Below are 18,221 nucleotides of genomic sequence, written 5' to 3'. Positions count from 1 at the left end.
TATGTTCGTTATCGCATCCCTTATCTTTTTTATTACCCTGTTATTCGTCATTTGGCAGCCAAAAGACTTGAATATCGGCTATTCTGCCGTTGGCGGCGCTTTACTTGCCCTGGTGTTTGGCGTTGTTGATTTTAACGACGTGCGGGACGTAACCGGCATAGTCTGGAACGCGACTTTAGCATTTGTCGCTGTTATCCTCATTTCTCTTATCCTGGACGAGATTGGTTTTTTTGAATGGTCGGCACTGCATATGGCCCGCTTTGCCAAAGGCAATGGTTACCTCATGTTTTCCTATGTTGTGCTGCTTGGCGCAGCCGTCGCCGCCTTTTTTGCCAATGACGGCGCTGCGCTCATACTCACGCCGATTGTCCTTGCCATGGTTAGAGCTTTAAAATTCGACGACCGCATGATTCTGCCTTTTATTATGGCAAGCGGATTTATTTCGGATACGGCTTCCTTGCCGCTCGTGGTCAGTAATTTGGTCAATATTGTTTCCTCTGACTTCTTTGACATTGGATTTGCCGAATACGCGAGCCGGATGATGATTCCAAACCTGTTCGCAGTCGGTGCGAGCTTGCTGGTTTTATTCCTATTTTTCAGGAAAAGCATCCCCAAGAGCTATGATCTTAACCAGCTGAAAAAGCCTCGTGAAGCAATAAAAGATATGCGTATGTTTAAGCTGTCATGGGTTGTGCTGTCCGTCTTATTAATTGCATACCTCGTGAGCGAGTTTATCCATATTCCCGTATCGATCGTTGCAGGCGCAGCAGCCATCGTATTTATTATTTCAGCCCGGAAAAGCCCGGCTATTCATACAGGAGCCGTCATCAAGGGCGCACCTTGGTCGGTTGTCGTATTTTCAATCGGGATGTATGTCGTCGTTTACGGATTACGGAATGTCGGCCTCACGGATCAGCTCGGCAAAGTGTTTCAATGGACAGCGGATCAAGGCTTATTTATGGCTGCGGTCGGCACTGGCTTCATTGCTGCCATCCTCTCTTCGATAATGAACAACATGCCTACGGTAATGATTGATGCTTTGGCTATTCAAAACACAAATACGAATGGCGTGTTACGGGAGGCTCTTATCTATGCGAATGTCATCGGTTCTGATCTAGGGCCCAAAATCACGCCTATTGGATCGTTAGCCACCCTGCTATGGCTGCATGTACTGTCCAAAAAAGGCGTGAAGATAACATGGGGCTATTATTTTAAAATCGGAATCGCACTAACGCTTCCCGTTCTGTTGATTACATTAGCAGGCCTTTACTTATGGCTCAGCATCATCCACTAAATGATTTCAAAGGAGATAGGAAAAATGGAAAAGAAACTGGTTTATTTTTTATGTACGGGTAACTCTTGCCGGAGCCAAATGGCGGACGGCTTTCTCCATGCCCTCGGCAGCGAACAATACGAAGTGAAAAGCGCAGGCCTGGAAGCTCACGGTTTGAATCCCAGAGCCGTTCAAGCGATGCATGAAGCAGGCGTTGATATTAGCCAAAATTCTTCTAATGTTATCGATCCGGAAATTTTGAACCGCGCTCATTTTGTAATCACGCTTTGCGGTCACGCTGATGAGCACTGCCCTGTTATTTCCAATCCGAATGTGGTGAAATGGCATTGGGGCTTCGAAGATCCGGCGAAAGCAACCGGCACCGAAGATGAAATCATGGATCAGTTCCGTAACGTTCGCAACGCCATTAAGGCTCGAATCGAGAAGTTTGTGAAAGAAGGACAATAACAAGTCACGTATCAAAAGAATATTAATTCCGAGGAGAGCTCTGCTATGAATAAAGCTTATCATGAACTAATCCCTGGCCGTATATATATGGGCGGTGCCCAAGACGTTCAAACCATGGTGGATAATGAAGGTGTTGAAGTCGTCGTCGATTTGCGCGAAGAATCAGAACAGTGCGCTGCGGTTGGCGAAGATTTGAAATGGATCAAGGTACCGCTCGGAGATGAAGCTAACGTTCCGCAAGAAGAATTACTTCACTCCGCCATCAAGGCAGTAGCAGCGTCCTACAAAGAAGGTAAAAAGGTTGCGTTTCATTGCGGGGGCGGCAAGGGCCGTACGGGAATGGTTGCTTACGGGACTCTCCTCGAGCTAGGCTTAGCCCAATCCATTGAAGATGCTGAGCGTCAGGCCCAAAGTATCCGCTCGATTTTGAATATTAAACCTGCCCAAAGAAAATCTTTAGAAGCTATTTATTCATAATAACAAGGAACGTTTGCATGGCAGATTGCCGTTGAACGTTCCTTTTTTAAAAAAGTTTTCCGCCTAAACGAATGGCAATTTATTCATCTAAACGGAATCAAAAATAAAGAGGGGGCCGGATAATAATCCGCTCCCCTTTTTATCGCATAATAAATCTACTGTTGGCTGCCGTTCGGTGCTTGATTCTCGGATTGATTGCCGCCCTTACCAGGGTTGCCCGAGTTTCCGCCATTCGGCGCTTGATTTTCGGATTGGCCTCCGCCTAGATTGCCATTGCCGCCTGACTTGCCTTGGTTGCCGCCTTGGCCGCCGCCGATTCCGCCAGATTTGCCTTGGTTCTCGCCTTGGCCGCCGCCGATTCCGCCGGATTTGCCTTGGTTCTCGCCTTGGCCGCCGCCGATTCCGCCGGATTTGCCTTGGTTCTCGCCTTGGCCGCCGCCGATTCCGCCGGATTTACCTGCCCCGCCGCCTTCGCCTGCACTACCGCCAGCTCCGCCTCCTGCGCCGCCACCAGCTCCTCCGCCTGCGCCGCCACCAGCTCCGCCTCCTGCGCCACCACCAGCTCCGCCTCCTGCGCCGCCGCCAGCTCCTCCACCTGCGCCTTCACCAGCACCTGCGCCGCCACCAGCTCCTCCGCCTGCGCCGCCACCAGCACCACCACCTGCGCCGCCACCAGCTCCTCCGCCTGCGCCGCCGTTTCCGATTGCTTTCGCTTTTCCTTTCCATTTCGCTTTACTTTTTGCCTTCATCGATGTTTTCATTTCTGTATACGAATAGGTAATCGATTTAAGTGTTTTTATATCCACGGCGCCAGTCGCCTTCAGCCCATGCTTTTTCTGAAAATATTTAACGCCGCGCACGGTCGAGGCCCCATAATAACCGTCAATCGGTCCCGAATAGCTTCCTATCGATTTCAACATGCCTTGAATGACATAAACATCCGGTCCCTTGGCATGCTTTCCAATCGCATGGCCTGTATAAGGCATGCTGAGCATCAACGCAATCGACAATAATGCCGCAACTATGTACCTTGCTGCAAGCCTTCCGATCTTATTGCTGGTTTCACTTGATGCCCATCCCTTTTTGTTTTGCTGCATGCAAAATACACCATCCTTTTCTTTTATCAAACACCACTTTAATATCCCCAATTTTTTGTTTTCATTCCTTTATCATTCACATGATCACAAAACCTATTTTTCCCCGCTACCGGCTTAAAGTTTGCTGAAATTTGCAGGCAAACAGGTGCATCTTTTCTTCAAAAAGCCGATAATAGATGGGTATCTAAGTGAAAGGGGATTACACATGACGTCCTTCAAAGGAATTAAAATATTGCTTGTGGATGACGAGCCTAACATCGTACAGTTTTTGGAGCTGGGTCTTATCAATGAAGGCTTTGACATTCGCGTCGCCTATGACGGAGAGTCCGCGCTGCTGGAAGCGAGCGTATTCCAGCCCCATGTCGTTATTTTGGATGTTATGATGCCAGGCATGAACGGTTTTGAGGTATGCGCGGCGCTTCGGGCAACCGGAGATAACATCGCGGTTATTATGCTTACGGCCAAGGATGAAGTCGAGGATCGGGTGAAAGGATTAACGCTCGGGGCAGACGATTATTTGATAAAGCCCTTTAGCTTCAGCGAGCTGCTCGCGCGCATCGGGGCGAGGCTCCGCAATCAATTCCCCAATTTGCTGGGCGAGGTCGTCTATGGGCCGTTCCGCCTGGATGACCGCCGCAAAGAGCTCATCTATATGGAACAGATTCTTGAGCTGTCGCCAACGGAATACGAGCTGCTTCGGTTTATTATTTTGAACAACGGGGTCGTGCTTAGCAAATCCCTCATCTTAGACAAGGTCTGGGGGTATCAATTTGGAGGAGAAGAGAACATCGTTGAAGTGTACATCCGTTCCTTGCGGGATAAATTGAACGACAAGGAGCATCGGCTTATCCGTACGCTGCGAGGCGCCGGCTATCGGATGGATTTGCCATGAGCCGCCGAACTCCGCATGCCGTCGCGAGGTTTTTTGCCCCTCGCTCGCTCAAATACCAGCTCTTATCCCGATCTTTGCTTATTTTAGCCGCGCTGCTTTTGCTGATCGGCGTTCTTCAATACATTATTATGAAGGACTTCATCATTAAAAATAAAGCCGATTCGTTAAATACCCAAATCATGGCCATGCCAATGGATTGGTTCACGAAAGGCGAAATGGATACCGGCCATCCTGAGCCTGATAATAAGGATGCCGATGAAATCAAAGCGGATCGCCCCCAAAGAGAGCGGCGGGACTCGCCTCTGTTTTACCAGCCTGGCTTGTCGATCGTCTTCATTGATTCAGACGGTTCGGTCACCGATGTCTCCAAGGATACCGAGGCGAGCGCCCCGCTCCTGTCAGCGGAGGAATACGCCCAAATTTCGAACCGGCTCCAAGAACGCCAGCAGATGAATTACAAAATTTTAGAAAATGCCGAAGGGGTCGAGCAGCTTGTCGTCTTCCGGAATGCCGGACCTCCAAATAAAGCTGCGGGGATTATACAAGTAAGCACGGAAACCGATTCGCTAAAACACCTGCTTATGACTCAGCTTGCTATCTTCACAGGGCTTTCCGTTCTGGCACTTGCGGCTGGGCTCGCACTTTATTTACCGCTGCTTCGCCGTACGTTAAATCCATTATCCCGCGTCGTGCTTGCCGCCCAGCAAACCGATGCCGGCAGCCTAACCAGACGCATCCCGGCAAGCCAAGGACAGGAAGAAATCGATCGCTTGTCAGATGCATTTAACGGAATGCTTGAGCGGTTAGATGCCTCCTTCGAGACCGAGAGGAAAATCACCGAAAAAATGCGCCGGTTTGTTGCCGATGCTTCGCATGAGCTGAGAACGCCACTGACATCGATCCACGGGTTTCTTGAAGTACTGCTGCGCGGGGCTGCCGACAATCCCGATCAGCTCCATCGCGCGCTGAACAGCATGCAGCTGGAATCCAAACGCATCAACAGGCTCGTGGAGGATTTGCTCGCGCTTGCGAAACTTGATCAAGCCCCGCAGCTCCAGTTGTCAACGGCCCGGCTCGATGAGCTGCTGTTAGAAATGGAACCGCAATTGCAGCTGCTTGCCGGAAACCGCAAATTAGAATTTGACGTTGCCTCCGCCATAAGCGGCCAATTTCATTCCGATCAGATCAAACAGGTGCTTTTAAACTTATTTCTTAACGCGGTTCAACATACCGATGCAGAAGCCGGCGCAATTAAATTAAAGCTTGAACGCCGGGAAAATCAGGCGATCATCAGCATCACGGACAATGGAACCGGTATTGCAGCCGCCCATTTGCCCCATTTGTTTGAGCGCTTCTATCGCAGCGAATCGTCACGAACGCGGAAAAACGGTGGAGCCGGCTTAGGCCTTGCCATAACCAAATCGATCGTGGATGCCCATGGTGGAGCCATTGAGGTAATCAGCAAGCCCGGCGAGGGTACGACTTTCCAGATTTCACTTCCGCTTCACCCGCAATAAAAATCACTTATTCCAAGCACAAGGGCAGCCAGGCAAATGCCGGGCTGCCCTTGTTGTCATTTTCATCCCCAAAAACAAAGAGATTTCTCAATACGCCGCCCTCTTATAAGTGTTAAGAGCTGCATGCTGCTGCCCCTAGGCGTGACTTTAGTGCTCCAGCACGAACTCATCCCGCTTCTTGCCATCCACATCATAAGCTTGGTAAGTCAGCGTTTCTCCATTGATCACGATGCCCGCGAACATTTGCTTCTCGTTCTGAAAATGCACCTTATGGTAAAATTTATCCTCCTTCTTCTCATTAAACTTTTGCCCTGCCGTATTCGTCACCACATAAACCGTACCCTCGCGGTTTTGCACGGCTGCTTCGCCGTCGCCGACGATTTTCCCGTCACGCAGCGGATAGGATCTTGAATACTCATGGTTATGCCCTTGCAGCACCAAATCCACCTCGAACTCATCGAAAAGCTCCGTCCAGTCTTTCACCTTCTTATAGGTATTAACGCCGTATGGGCCTTGATGCATTGCGACGATTTTCCAAGCCTTATCCGTATTCTCAAGATCGCTGCGCAGCCATTTCGTTTGCTCCTTGATATTTGATTCGGAATTAAGAAAGACAAAGTGTACGGGACCGTAATCATAGGAGTAGTTTGTTCCCGGAATCGAGCCTTCCGCGCCATTGTCTGGCAGGTTGAAATGGGAAACGAACGGCTCCGCATTGCCGTCAACCTCATCATGATTGCCCGTAACCGGCATAAACGGAACCTGCGTTACCCACTTGCTTGCTTTTTCAAATAAATAAGTCCATGCCTGTTCATCCGACGGCTCCTCCGTCAAATCGCCGTTATGAACGATGAACGCCGCCTCAGGAAAGGCCGCAAAGGCTTTATCCAGCGTATTTCCCCAAAGCGAGAAATCCTGCTCCGTGACACCTTGTGAATCCGTTACGTTAATGAATGTAACCTTATCCTTGTCTGCTACTTCCGTCTGAAATACGGCAGCAGCGCTCCAGCCCTTCTCTTCCCCGCTTCCGACTCTATAGGAATAGGTCGTTCCCGGTTCAAGCCCGGAAGCTTCTGCTTTATGAACGGCTTGCTTCAAACTACCGTCTTCGGGAATAACCGTTGCCGTCATGCCTTTAAAGGTCAAGACCTGTTCACTTTCCCAATCATTCGCTGCATCGCCTTTCACGACTTGCACGATCGCGTCAGCCTCCGAATTCGAGCTATACCAAGTAAAAGCACGGCTTGTCATCGGATCCCCCTTAAACGTGGTCACAACCGCTGCCGGTTTTTTTGCATGATCCGTCCGAAGCCACTCCATTCCGACTGCGCCTATGATTAACAGTACGCAGCAAGCGAGCACTACTAGCACGTCTTTACGAAACTTCAAGATATCCACTCCTCTATCTCTATTATTCTTCATTATATCTTAACAATAAACCTGCATTTCGCGCATTCAGCAATCTTTCAGCCGGCCTTAAGTTAAGAATAAGTAAAGGCCGGTAGAATAGCATTTGTAAGCAATCAGGGGCGCTGAACATGTAAAGAGGTGTGAAATGAACAAAGACTTAAACTATCGCAACGAATTGAAATTTTTCATTAATTATCATCAATACTTCATTATCCGCCAGAGGCTGAAGGATTTGATGGACCCCGACAAGCATGTCGGTCCGACCGGCGAATACCATATCCGAAGCTTGTACTTTGACGATATCAACAACAAAGCCCTGCATGAGAAGCTGGGCGGCGTCCGGGACCGGAAGAAGTACCGCATCCGGATCTATAACGGCCAAGACCATGTCATTCATTTCGAGAAAAAAATCAAGTTCAAAGACTATATCGCCAAGGTGAAGGAGCCGCTCACTAGAGAGATGTACGACAGGCTTATGGCCGGTGACCATGATGTGCTGAAAGAGCCGGACAAGCCGCTTTTGAACGAAATCCATAATGAAATGAAGCATCACTTACTGAGGCCAAAGGTTATCGTTGATTACGTCCGCGAGCCTTATGTCTGCGACAATGGCAATGTACGGATCACCTTTGACAAGGATCTGCGCACCGGCCTGCATGCCGTCGATATTTTTGACAAAAGCCTGGAGCCTATCCGTGCCCTCGACAATGACTTTATCATTCTAGAGGTCAAATACGATGCCTACATTCCCGCTTATATCAAAATCGCTTTGCAGCTCGAAGGCCTTAACCGGCAATCCGCTTCAAAATACGTGATCTGCCGAAAACATCTGAAATTCAACACTTGGGAGGATTATTAAAATGGAAACCGCTACACCTGCTGCCGCTACAACGGAGACAGCCACTAGTTTTGCCGACGTGCTTAAAAAATCAGTGATCGAAAACTTTTCTTCCGACATCAGCCTGTCCAAAATATTGATTACGCTTGGTGTCGCTTTCCTGCTTGGCTTCTTCATATTCCTCCTGTACAAAAGAATTTTCAGCGGCGTGCTTTACTCGAAGAGCTTTAATGTATCGCTAATCGGTATGACCATGATTACGTCTGTCGTCATTATTGCGATTAATTCCAACCTCGTGCTCTCGCTCGGGATGGTCGGCGCGCTGTCCATCGTGCGTTTCAGAACGCCGATCAAGGATCCAACCGATCTTATCTTCTTGTTCTGGGCTGCGGTAGCAGGGATTGTAACAGGCGCAGGCTTCTTCACGCTAGCGGTCATCGGTTCTGTCGTTGTTGGTCTCATTCTGTTCTTCTTCGTCAAAGGCGGATCCGTCGAATCGCCATACCTGCTCGTCGTGAACTGTGACAGCGATGCTACGGAACAGCTCGTCCATAAACAAATCGGTTCACTTGTGAAGCGTTACAACGTCAAACAAAAATCAGTGACGCAGGGCAATATCGAAATGACGCTTGAGGTTCGTCTTCGCGACGAAACCGGCCGCTTTATTAACCAATTGACTGAGCTTTCAGGCGTACGTAACGCCGTACTCATCAGTTACAGCGGTGATTATGTCTCATAATACTTTGGAGGTGCTCCAATGAAAGCAAAGGCTCCATTCTTCTTATTGGGCTTTTGCTCTATTCTCCTGGTTATCGGATTGACCGGATGTTCCTTTGGCGGGACATCCTTCAACCTCTCGGGCGCGAGCACGAACGCGAGCGAAAATGAGCAATCAGCAGATGAGCAAAGGCTTGATGAGACTGTTTTTCCGAAGGATAAAGTAGTAGATGTCAAAATCACGATCGATGAAACGGAATTTCAAAGCATGCTGGACAATGCCAGCGCCGAAGAATTTAAAGAAGCGACTGTAGAATACAACGGTCAAAAGCTTGAAAACGTCGGCATACGCACCAAAGGAAATCTCAGCTTGAACAGCGTTGTCAGAATGACCGATTCCGACCGGTACAGCTTTAAAATCTCTTTTGACGAGTACGTCAATCAGACTCTCCAGGGAATAAGCAAAATCAACTTGAACAACAACTATAGCGATGCCTCTTATATGCGTGAATTTTTATCATATGAGCTGGCTGAGCAAATGGGGCTTCCGACGCCTAAATATTCCTATGTGAATGTTTACGTCAACGGCGAGCTTTGGGGCTTTTATTTGGCAGTAGAGCAAATTGGCGACGCCTACCTTAAACGCAACTTCGGCAATGCTTACGGCGCGCTTTACAAAGCAAACGGCGGAAGCGGCAGCGAGCTGAACTGGCTCGAGACCATCGATGCCTATACCGGGCTTGATTTGAAGTCGGAGAAATCCAACGGGGATATTTTGCTGGATATGCTCGATGAACTGAACAACGGCACAAATTACGAGAGCGTGCTGGATGTAGACGAGGCCTTAAAATTCATCGCACTCAATGGGGTAGCCGGAAACTTTGACAGCTATTTGTCCGAGAAAAAGCATAACTATTACCTTTATGAGGATGACGGGTTATTCAATGTTTTGCCTTGGGATTATAATATGTCCTTCGGCGGCTTCGGCGGCTCCGGCGTCTTGATTGATGAGCCTACTACCGGAACGGTAGCAGATCGCCCGCTCGTAGATAAGCTGCTGAAGGTTGAAGCTTACAAGGAAAAATATCATGAAATCATACAAAGCATGCTGGATAGTTATTTGGCAGATGAAAGCTTCCAAGCAAGAATCGCTGAGATTAAAGCTATGATATCCAGCTATGTCGAGGCCGATCCTTCCTCCTTTTACACGTATGAACAGTACGAGCAGGGCATCACCCAGGTCATCTCCTTTAATAAGACGCAAACAAGCTCTGTCGCACAGCAGCTTGCCGGCACAATTCCTTCCTCCGGAGACGGATCGGGCAGCGGAAACAGCGGCCTAGGCGGTGGGGGCATGGGCGGCGGCTTTGGCGGCCAACGGCCAAATGTGCTGCAGAACGGAGCACAGCCCAATGCAGCCGGCGCCGATGCGGAAGCACCTGCCTTTGCGCCAGGCGCCGATGGACAAGCGTCACCCGGAGGCGAAGGCATGGCTCCTGGTGGCGGTATGATGCCGATGCCTGACCAGCAAGGCGGCATGCAAGGCGGCTTTGGCGGCCAGCGGCCTGATGGGCAAGGCGGTATGGGCGGCGGCTTCGGCGGTCCGGGCACGCAGCAGACCCAGGCACAGGCTCAAGGCAGTCCAAAGGAAGCTGCAGCAACGGGCATCGCGTTGATCCTCCTTCTACTCTCCTGTGCAATCATTGTCTTTTACAAACGTAAACGGCTATAGCTTACTACTCAACCAACCAAAAAGATCGCAGCTTTTTGCCCCCGGGCAATCGGCTTGCGATCTTTTCGGTTAACTTACTATAGCTTTGGGAAAGGGCCCGGCCTCAGCGGGCCGGACCCTTTCCCAACAATATTGGCACCTTAGCCCATTACTTCGCTACAACCGGTTTATCCTGCGATACGGCAATCTGATAAGGATACAAATTCGTTCCATCGCCAATCGCATAATTGAGTATCCGTTTGTTAACCGGAACGATCACGGCGCGGTACAAGGTTGGGAAGACCGGAACATCTTCTACCATGAGCTGCTGCCATTCCTTGTAAATGCCTTGACGAACCTTCACATCAAAGGCTTCTGCCGATACGCCTGCTTTAAGCAGACGATCCTGTTCTTCGCTCGCATACCGCGAGAAATTGTAGATGGCGTCCCGTCCATACAAGCCTGCAGGGTCAACGTCTATGCCTACGCCCCATGCGCCTTGGTAAACATCCACCTTAGGATCATCCTCGCCGTTAGAGCCGACACGGTCATAGAAAGTATTGAATTCCAGCATTTCCAGCTGAACGTTTAATCCTATCGCCTGCCAGGACTGAACATAGTACTGAGCAAGCGGCTGAGCAATATCCCCACCGGTCATGGAAATAAAGTTAATGACTAATTCGCTTCCGTCCGGATTGGTACGGTATTTTCCGTCCAGCTTATATCCGGCGTCATCCAAAATCTTCTTCGCTAATTCCGGATCATAGGCAAGCCCCGGATTCGTGGCATCATGGTATTCCGGATGGGACGGCGGGATCAGTGTCGTCGCGTTCCAGCGCAACCCGTGATAGAATTTTTTGCCGACCTGATCATTATCGACTGCATGCGCCATCGCTTTCCGCAAATTCACATCGCCCATTTTAGCTTTTGCATCAGGAGCTACCTTTTTAGCCGTCGCATCCCATTTCCCTAGTTTAAAGCCGATATACGTATAGGCACGGTCAATGGCGCCCAGGTATTCAACGTTCGCCATCTTCGCGTTATCCGGGTATTGGTCAACCGGGAATGAATCTACAAGATCGACTCCTCCGCTTTCGAGCTGCTGAACGATGGTCGTTGGGTTAATAACTTTCAGAATAACCTCATCCAACGCAGGCTCTCCCCGCCAGTAATCCGGATTTTTCTCATAGACGACCGATTCGCCAGGAACGATGCTTTTCACTTTAAAAGGCCCGAAGCCGATCGGCTTCTCGCGTACCTCCGGCGAAGAAGAGATTTTCGCTACATCCATATTGCCGAAAATATGCTTTGCTAACGGATAAGACCACACGCCTCCGGTCAGCAAGGACGGCGTTGATTCAATGTACGTAATTTTAAGCTTTTTATCGCTAAGCACCTCAATGCCTGAGATGGTTTTTGCTTTACCTTCATGATATTCGTTCATCCCTACAATATTGGTAAAATTGGAGTCATAACGAGGCCCGTCATATTTGGGATTTCCGATGACTTCATGGGCAAACAGCCAGTCCTCGGCAGTTACCGGCTTGCCATCCTGCCAGTTGACATTATCACGGATCGTGAACGTAAACGTTTTGCCGTCTTCCGACACCTCATACGTTGCAGCGCCGTCATTCGTATACACATAGTTTTTATCCCATGTCAGCAGCCCTTCATCAAACCAGGCCAGCACCTGAGAATCCGGGTCGCCGGAATAAAAGTTGAAGTTCAGCGTTCCTTCGAATGGCGTATCCGATACAAGACCGAAGGTGATGGAGCCGCCTTTTATCGCTTCGCCCTCATTTTTCTTCACATTGCTGAAATCATCAATGGAATAGAGGCCATCTTCTTCTGCAGGCTTCTCGCTCTCGGTAGGAGCCGGCTTATCCCCTCCGTCGGTCGGTGACGGATTGCCCGCTTCGTTCCCATTGCCGGAAGTACAAGCCGCAAGAAAGACGAGAAGCGCCAGCATGAACGGTAAGATTAATGACCTTGAAAAAACAGATTTCTTCTTCACCATCGTTTTCCTCCTTTATTATCCTTTTCTTTGTCTTGCATCCGTCGCACGCTTTAACGCTTGACCGACATTGTTTATACTCAACATCAATACCAAAATCAGTAACGATGCAGGTAACCAAATCCACCATCTAGACTCTAGCGTTTGCGGATCCCTAGCGTAGCTGACTAAAGTGCCCAGGCTGGGCGTGCTCTCCGGAAAGCCGAATCCCAGAAAGGAAAGACCGGATTCCAAACCGATATTTGCCGCCAAATTTAAGGTCATCGTGACAATAATAATAGAGCTTAAATTCGGCAGCACTTGCGACAGCATAATTTTCAGGTGGGATGAGCCTACTGTCTTCGATGCTTGAACATAATCCAGCTCCTTCTCCTGCAGCGCTTTGGAGCGGATCAGCCTTGCGATCCCCATCCATAGAAAGGCCGTCATAATAAGCGAGAAGGATACGATGCTATATTTGGGCACCGCCGTGACAAAAGCGATCACGATCATTAAAGTCGGCAAAATCATAAAGAAATCGACAAATCGCATAAAGACATTGTCCACCGTCCCCCCGAAATAACCGGAGATGAGTCCTACTACAACGCCAATTATCCCTGTAAGGAAAGTAACGATAATACCGATAGACAAAGAATTGCGGGTTCCGATAATTAATTGTCCAAAAACATCGCGTCCGCCATAATCGGTGCCAAGCCAGTATTTTGAAGAAGGCGGCTGCTTCAGCTCGAATAAATCTATCGTTACGATTTGTTCCTGGTCCAGCACAAGGGATATGCCATACACGGACAGGATGACTAGACCCAGAAAAACCAACGATAGCAAGGCGACCTTGTCCCGAACGATTTCACGCCAGATAATGCTCCAGCTTGAAGGACTTTTGTCCAGCTGCGTATGCGCACCTATGGGGGCGGTTGTCTTCCTCATTTCATTCACCTCAAAATCTCGGAATCTTATTTAATTCGAATACGAGGATCAACGATGCTTAAAATCATGTCGGAAATTAATGCTCCGAGTATGGACGCCACTCCATATAAGAGAACCAAGGCCGTAACGACGCTGAAATCCCGCAGTGAAATCGAGCTCAAGAACAGCTCGCCCATTCCCGGATAACTGAAGATACTCTCAATGAACACCGTACCGCCGATAAGACCCGTAATTTCATAACCAAAGAACGCAGCAATCGGCAATAATGAATTCCGTAAAATATGGCGATGATACACGCGGGATTCAGAGGCGCCCTTTGCTCTTGCCGTTATAATGAAATCCTTCTGCTTCGTGTCGATAATCTCGCTCCGCAGCAGTTGCACGGTTGTTACCGTTGTAATTAATGCCATGGATAATGCAGGCAGCAGTAAATGATAAAATTTGCTCATGATGTAGTGCAGAGTACCGCTTTCCACTCCCGGTGCGATGCTTCCTCCTGTCGGAAACCAGCCAAAATGAAAGCCGAACACCCATAACATCAATAAAGCAAAAATAAACAACGGAGCCGCAAAGCCTAAGTACGTATAACCCGTTATCAATCGATCCGCCCACGTGTCATGATATCGCCCGCTCGTAATGCCAAGCGGTATCGCGATGAGGTAGGTAAGGATTAATGTCGCTAATGACAGCCAAACCGTATTCATCATCCGCTGGCCGATCAGGTCGGACACCGGCATTTTAAAGCGGAACGATTGACCGAAATCGCCTTGAACGGCCTTCGTGATCCAATCCCAATACTGCACATACCACGGATTATTAAGCCCCAGCTTCTCTCGCTGGGCATCCAGCGCAGCCGGATCGATGCTCGGATCGAGCAGCCCGGTCAGTGCATCGCCCGGCATTGCCTTTGCCATCAGAAAAACAAGAATGCTTAATAATATAATTTGAGGCACCATTATGATCATTCTTCGGGCAACTGTCCTCCACATCGTCCTCAACCTCTCTCAGGCAAAGCCACGAAATGTGTCTCTGATATTGGTTTCAATGGATAAGCCAAGCCATCCTCGTCAAAGTATTTCGCATAGGCTTGTTCATATTCCGCCTTCACCGCTTCCCGGAAGCAATACTTTTCCTCGCGTTTTGTCGGATCAATATCAGGTATGGCCGATAAAAGACGTTTCGTATAAATATGCTGGGGGTTATCGAAAATATCCGCTGTCGTCCCCTGCTCCACGTAACGGCCTTTATACATAATTCCAATCTGATCACACATATGCCGAATGATGCCGAGATCATGACTGATCAATAAATAAGTAAGGTTTAATTCCTTTTGGATGTCCTGCATAAAGTTCAGAACCTGGGCTTGTACGGACACGTCAAGTGCTGACACCGGTTCATCGGCGATAATCAGCTTAGGCTTTAGCGCAATTGCTCTTGCAATGCCGATCCTCTGCCGCTGGCCTCCCGAAAATTCATGCGGGTATTTATAAATCGATTCCGGGCTTAAGCCAACCTTCTCCAACAACTGCTGCACATGGCGCTTCTCTTCGCTTGCGGACAGCTTCTCGAAATTCCGCAACGGCTCAGAGATAATATCCAATACGCGTTTCTTCGGATTCAATGAGGAATAAGGGTCTTGAAATATCATTTGAATGTCTCTGCGGAATGCCGGATTTCTCTGCAAACCGCCTGCAGCAAGCTTTTCGCCTTCAAAAAGAATGCTGCCCGATGTAATCGTGTTTAAGCCGATGATCGCCCGTCCTGCCGTGGTCTTGCCGGATCCTGATTCGCCTACGAGTCCATAAGTCTGTCCTTGCTCCATGGAGAAATGAATACCGTCTACCGCCTTGACCGGCTGGCTCTTTCTGCTAAAGATGCCGCCGCGGTTTGGAAAATGCACCTTCAGACCGCTAACCTCAAGAAATGACATGATGACGATCCTCCTCCTTTGGATCAAAGAAGCGGAAATGCTTGTAACAGCTGCACCTCACAAAGTGCCCTGGCGAAATCTCATGCATAACCGGCTCTGCTTCATGCGCGGATTCATCGATCCAGGGAATCCGCGACCTAAAGCGGCAGCCCTGACGGGGGAGATTTTGCAGAGACGGTACGATTCCTTGAATCACATGGAGCCTCGACTTCGCTTCATTTGCAGTCGGAATGGATTGCAGCAAGGATCTTGTATAGGGATGCCTTGCATTCGAAATAAGTGTATAAATATCGGCGATCTCAACGATTTGGCCGGCATACATCACCGCCACGCGGTCTGCCATTTCGGCTACGACGCCCAAGTCATGCGTAATCAAGATGATTCCTGCCTTGCTTTGCTCCTTCAGCTTCCTAAGCAATTCTAGAATTTGCAGCTGTATCGTTACATCGAGCGCCGTAGTCGGTTCATCTGCGATTAGCAGCTTGGGCTCATTGGCGATCGCTATTGCAATAACGACCCGTTGTCTCATTCCGCCTGATAATTCATGAGGGTATCGCCCATAGGTATGCTCGGGACGAGGTATCCCTACTTTCGCTAACAACTCGATCGCCTTGCTGGTCCTTTCCTTCTTCGAAAGCTTAGGCTTATGAAGGAGAATGGCCTCTTCAATTTGAGAGCCGATTAACATCAGCGGATTTAATGCCGACAAGGGATCTTGGAAAATCATTCCTAAATCGTTTCCTCTTAGCTTATTGAGCCTCGAAGGAGAAAGATGGGCAATATCCTGACCGTTGAAATAAATATTCCCTTCTATTTTCGCTCTCGTATGCAGGCCCATAATCGAATAGGCCAGCGCGCTCTTGCCTGATCCGGACTCTCCGACAATGGCAAGCACCTCATTTTCCCTCAGCGTTAGCGTTACATCATCCACTGCCGCATAATAATGGTCCGCGATACGAAAAGAGGTCGTTAAATGCTCGAGTTTCAGCAGCTCTTCATTCAATGGAATCCCCCTACCGTCATACTAAAGTCTTAATTATCATAATATTCAGACAATTTTAGACATAAATAAACTATGACTTTTGAACGAAAAAATAAAACAATACGACTAAAGTAATACTATTTTTCATATTTATTTTCTTAATTTTGGTTAACAACCCTTATTTTCTCCATATACTAATGTTAATTTTGTGTGATGTCAAGTGTTTATGCGGGGAAATCTACACTAATATTATAATTAATATTTTATTCAATAATATTCCATATTACTTTTTAATTGGTTTTGAATTCGCAATCCTATCTAACTGTATATTTTTTTCTAAAACTATTGTATAAAAATACTATTTAATGCATAATTATAATTATTTTGTACTAAAGCTTCTTTACTATGCTTATTGAAACGATTGAGGTGAAATGGAGTGGAATTGATCGCCGAATCCAATAGCTTTGCAGATTATTTGGCAGCAACAGAGGAAATCGATTATGAGCATCTGTCGATAAGAGAAAAAGCGGATGAACTCTATAAGTCGTCTTCCAATGAAATCGAATTTGTAAAAACGTCATTTGAATTCGTCCGTGACCAAATCGCGCACTCATGGGATATTCAGAGTATGCGAATTACCTGCAAAGCATCAGAGGTTCTTTATTTTAAAGAAGGCATTTGCTATGCGAAATCCAATCTGCTAGGCGCTATTTTAAGAAGCAAAGGGATTCCTACCGGCTTTTGCTACCAAAGATTAACCTTAGGAGACACACCTAGTACAGGTTACTGTATTCATGCATTAAATGCTTCATACCTTGCATCGTTAGGCCGATGGATAAGAATGGATGCCCGAGGAAACAAAATTGGTGTCAATGCGGAGTTTTCATTAAAAAAAGAACAGTTGGCTTTTCCTATTCGTGAAGCATATGACGAAATTGACTATCCAACGATATACGTCAATCCCCTTTTCCAAACGATAACCGCTTTGAAACAAAATACGGATTGTTTAACGATGTGTCTTCACTCTCTGCCAACTGAAATAGAGGCATTAGGGTGACTCCAGCCGCACCTGATCACCGGCATGGATTACTCCCGTTTTCTCGACGGATGCATACACCCCGAAGTTTAAATTCATCTCTTCGTTAATTTTTTTCAATAAGGTGCCATCGCGTTCCAGGGTATCCGGGTCCAGCGTAACCATCGAGCAGCGGTCACAGTATTTATCCACATACAGTTGGGCGCTGCCAATGGATAGCCGTTTCCCAATCCAATCCTTCTCACTATAACCGCTTCCCTCTCACCGGATACCGGTTTATTGCGCTAATTACGCCGATCCGCAGCAATAGGAATACCTCCTCATGATCTAACCTCAATAGGGCAGTTTTGTGCCTTCGATAAACGCTTTTAGGTTCTCCAGCGACATGGCATAACCTTCCTTAGTCGGCCTATCCTGTTCCTCTGACTCATAACCCGTTTCGGTGATGGTTGCTTGCGTACCCTCATTCTCAGCTTTTACGATAAACGTCGTTACCATGACCGGATCCGATGCGCAAGATCCCAACGCAAAGCAAAAATCCGATGGGTTTCGACGGTCTCGATGACAGCCCGCATGGTCACAACCTCTAAACCTTCATGATATTTATTCGGTGAATGATGAAAGTAAACCGTCTCACCCGCCTTCAGTTCTGTGATCTCCCAAGGCGAGCCCGGGGAATACCAGCAGGAGAGCTGCTCCCCTTCCGTTACTGCCTGCCACACCCGCTCCGGCAGAGCGGGTATCCAAATGCTGCATACTACCGTTACCATCTCCATAGACAGACCCTTTTTTCCATTTATTAGCTGCTATTATTATAATATAAATGCGAATATCAAGCGATACAGGCCGAACCGCGCTTACCGGACTGTTTATTCTGCTTATTCTCTTAGAATGACTGTGTTTCGTTTTTGTTTTGCCGCATCCGGCCGACAAGC

The 18,221-nt window shown here is 48.2% G+C and carries 19 protein-coding genes; 9 read left to right on the top strand and 10 right to left on the bottom strand.

What is annotated here, in order from left to right; translation table 11 throughout:
- Position 1: 1 nt before the first annotated feature.
- The 3 genes from ACN6MW_RS23445 to ACN6MW_RS23435 are packed head-to-tail and all read left to right on the top strand — an operon-like array spanning position 2 to position 2,218.
- Positions 2 to 1,294 carry an arsenic transporter gene (locus tag ACN6MW_RS23445; protein WP_419872298.1) on the top strand — a complete coding sequence of 431 codons (1,293 nt, stop codon included), beginning with the start codon at positions 2 to 4 and terminating at the stop codon, positions 1,292 to 1,294.
- A gap of 24 nt (positions 1,295 to 1,318) precedes the next feature.
- Positions 1,319 to 1,741, top strand: a complete 423-nt coding sequence (gene arsC / locus ACN6MW_RS23440; RefSeq protein WP_419872297.1) for an arsenate reductase (thioredoxin) — start codon at positions 1,319 to 1,321, stop codon at positions 1,739 to 1,741.
- 45 nt (positions 1,742 to 1,786) lie between these two features.
- Positions 1,787 to 2,218, top strand: coding sequence for a protein-tyrosine phosphatase family protein (locus ACN6MW_RS23435; RefSeq protein ID WP_364142914.1), 432 nt, complete (start codon positions 1,787 to 1,789; stop codon positions 2,216 to 2,218).
- A 155-nt stretch (positions 2,219 to 2,373) separates the two neighbouring features.
- On the opposite strand, the gene ACN6MW_RS23430 is transcribed toward ACN6MW_RS23435, so the two are convergent.
- Positions 2,374 to 3,315: a peptidoglycan-binding domain-containing protein gene (locus tag ACN6MW_RS23430; protein WP_419872296.1), complete on the bottom strand. Its 942-nt coding sequence runs from the start codon at positions 3,313 to 3,315 to the stop codon at positions 2,374 to 2,376.
- A 205-nt stretch (positions 3,316 to 3,520) separates the two neighbouring features.
- Between ACN6MW_RS23430 and ACN6MW_RS23425 the strand changes: the two genes are divergently transcribed.
- Both ACN6MW_RS23425 and ACN6MW_RS23420 read left to right on the top strand, forming a co-directional pair.
- Positions 3,521 to 4,207 carry a response regulator transcription factor gene (locus ACN6MW_RS23425; protein WP_419872295.1) on the top strand — a complete coding sequence of 229 codons (687 nt, stop codon included), beginning with the start codon at positions 3,521 to 3,523 and terminating at the stop codon, positions 4,205 to 4,207.
- Positions 4,204 to 5,724: a sensor histidine kinase gene (locus tag ACN6MW_RS23420; protein WP_419872294.1), complete on the top strand. Its 1,521-nt coding sequence runs from the start codon at positions 4,204 to 4,206 to the stop codon at positions 5,722 to 5,724. Before ACN6MW_RS23425 ends, ACN6MW_RS23420 begins: the two co-directional genes overlap by 4 nt.
- 147 nt (positions 5,725 to 5,871) lie before the next feature.
- Here ACN6MW_RS23420 and ACN6MW_RS23415 read toward each other — a convergent pair whose 3' ends face one another.
- A complete protein-coding gene (locus tag ACN6MW_RS23415) occupies positions 5,872 to 7,122 on the bottom strand; it encodes a purple acid phosphatase family protein (RefSeq protein ID WP_419872293.1) in 1,251 nt (416 codons plus the stop codon).
- A gap of 157 nt (positions 7,123 to 7,279) precedes the next feature.
- On the opposite strand from ACN6MW_RS23415, the gene ACN6MW_RS23410 reads away from it, so the two are divergent.
- From ACN6MW_RS23410 to ACN6MW_RS23400, 3 genes are read left to right on the top strand one after another with little or no spacing between them, the layout of a single operon-like run.
- The gene (locus ACN6MW_RS23410; RefSeq protein ID WP_419872292.1) at positions 7,280 to 7,993 is read left to right on the top strand and encodes a polyphosphate polymerase domain-containing protein; all 714 of its coding nucleotides are present in this window, start codon (positions 7,280 to 7,282) and stop codon (positions 7,991 to 7,993) included.
- A 1-nt stretch (position 7,994) separates the two neighbouring features.
- A complete protein-coding gene (locus ACN6MW_RS23405) occupies positions 7,995 to 8,711 on the top strand; it encodes a DUF4956 domain-containing protein (protein WP_419872291.1) in 717 nt (238 codons plus the stop codon).
- Between the two features lie 18 nt (positions 8,712 to 8,729).
- Positions 8,730 to 10,421 carry a CotH kinase family protein gene (locus tag ACN6MW_RS23400; protein WP_419872290.1) on the top strand — a complete coding sequence of 564 codons (1,692 nt, stop codon included), beginning with the start codon at positions 8,730 to 8,732 and terminating at the stop codon, positions 10,419 to 10,421.
- Positions 10,422 to 10,569: 148 nt separating this feature from the next.
- On the opposite strand, the gene ACN6MW_RS23395 is transcribed toward ACN6MW_RS23400, so the two are convergent.
- The 5 genes from ACN6MW_RS23395 to ACN6MW_RS23375 are packed head-to-tail and all read right to left on the bottom strand — an operon-like array spanning position 10,570 to position 16,271.
- Positions 10,570 to 12,417, bottom strand: a complete 1,848-nt coding sequence (locus ACN6MW_RS23395; protein ID WP_419872289.1) for an oligopeptide ABC transporter substrate-binding protein — start codon at positions 12,415 to 12,417, stop codon at positions 10,570 to 10,572.
- Between the two features lie 15 nt (positions 12,418 to 12,432).
- Entirely contained in the window at positions 12,433 to 13,338 is a 906-nt protein-coding gene (locus ACN6MW_RS23390) for an ABC transporter permease (RefSeq protein ID WP_364142933.1), read from the bottom strand.
- A gap of 26 nt (positions 13,339 to 13,364) precedes the next feature.
- A complete protein-coding gene (gene opp4B / locus ACN6MW_RS23385) occupies positions 13,365 to 14,327 on the bottom strand; it encodes an oligopeptide ABC transporter permease (protein WP_419872288.1) in 963 nt (320 codons plus the stop codon).
- Between the two features lie 5 nt (positions 14,328 to 14,332).
- Positions 14,333 to 15,268 carry an ABC transporter ATP-binding protein gene (locus ACN6MW_RS23380; protein ID WP_419872287.1) on the bottom strand — a complete coding sequence of 312 codons (936 nt, stop codon included), beginning with the start codon at positions 15,266 to 15,268 and terminating at the stop codon, positions 14,333 to 14,335.
- Positions 15,255 to 16,271, bottom strand: a complete 1,017-nt coding sequence (locus ACN6MW_RS23375; protein WP_419872286.1) for an ABC transporter ATP-binding protein — start codon at positions 16,269 to 16,271, stop codon at positions 15,255 to 15,257. The genes ACN6MW_RS23380 and ACN6MW_RS23375 overlap by 14 nt, the downstream gene beginning before the upstream one ends.
- 415 nt (positions 16,272 to 16,686) lie before the next feature.
- On the opposite strand from ACN6MW_RS23375, the gene ACN6MW_RS23370 reads away from it, so the two are divergent.
- Entirely contained in the window at positions 16,687 to 17,307 is a 621-nt protein-coding gene (locus ACN6MW_RS23370) for a transglutaminase-like domain-containing protein (protein ID WP_419872285.1), read from the top strand.
- On the opposite strand, the gene ACN6MW_RS23365 is transcribed toward ACN6MW_RS23370, so the two are convergent.
- The 3 genes from ACN6MW_RS23365 to ACN6MW_RS23355 form a co-directional block, all read right to left on the bottom strand.
- Positions 17,299 to 17,478, bottom strand: a complete 180-nt coding sequence (locus tag ACN6MW_RS23365) for an MOSC domain-containing protein (RefSeq protein WP_419872284.1) — start codon at positions 17,476 to 17,478, stop codon at positions 17,299 to 17,301. The genes ACN6MW_RS23370 and ACN6MW_RS23365 overlap by 9 nt on opposite strands.
- A gap of 141 nt (positions 17,479 to 17,619) precedes the next feature.
- Complete coding sequence (locus ACN6MW_RS23360; protein ID WP_419872283.1) at positions 17,620 to 17,784, bottom strand: hypothetical protein; 165 nt, start codon at positions 17,782 to 17,784, stop codon at positions 17,620 to 17,622.
- On the bottom strand, positions 17,778 to 18,062 hold the full coding sequence (locus ACN6MW_RS23355) for an SRPBCC domain-containing protein (protein WP_419872282.1): 285 nt from the start codon (positions 18,060 to 18,062) through the stop codon (positions 17,778 to 17,780). Before ACN6MW_RS23355 ends, ACN6MW_RS23360 begins: the two co-directional genes overlap by 7 nt.
- Positions 18,063 to 18,221 lie beyond the last annotated feature (159 nt).

This window comes from Pristimantibacillus sp. PTI5 (assembly GCF_048572955.1).
In the GTDB taxonomy this organism is placed as follows: domain Bacteria; phylum Bacillota; class Bacilli; order Paenibacillales; family Paenibacillaceae; genus Pristimantibacillus.
This window is presented reverse-complemented; position numbering and strand designations above follow the sequence as displayed.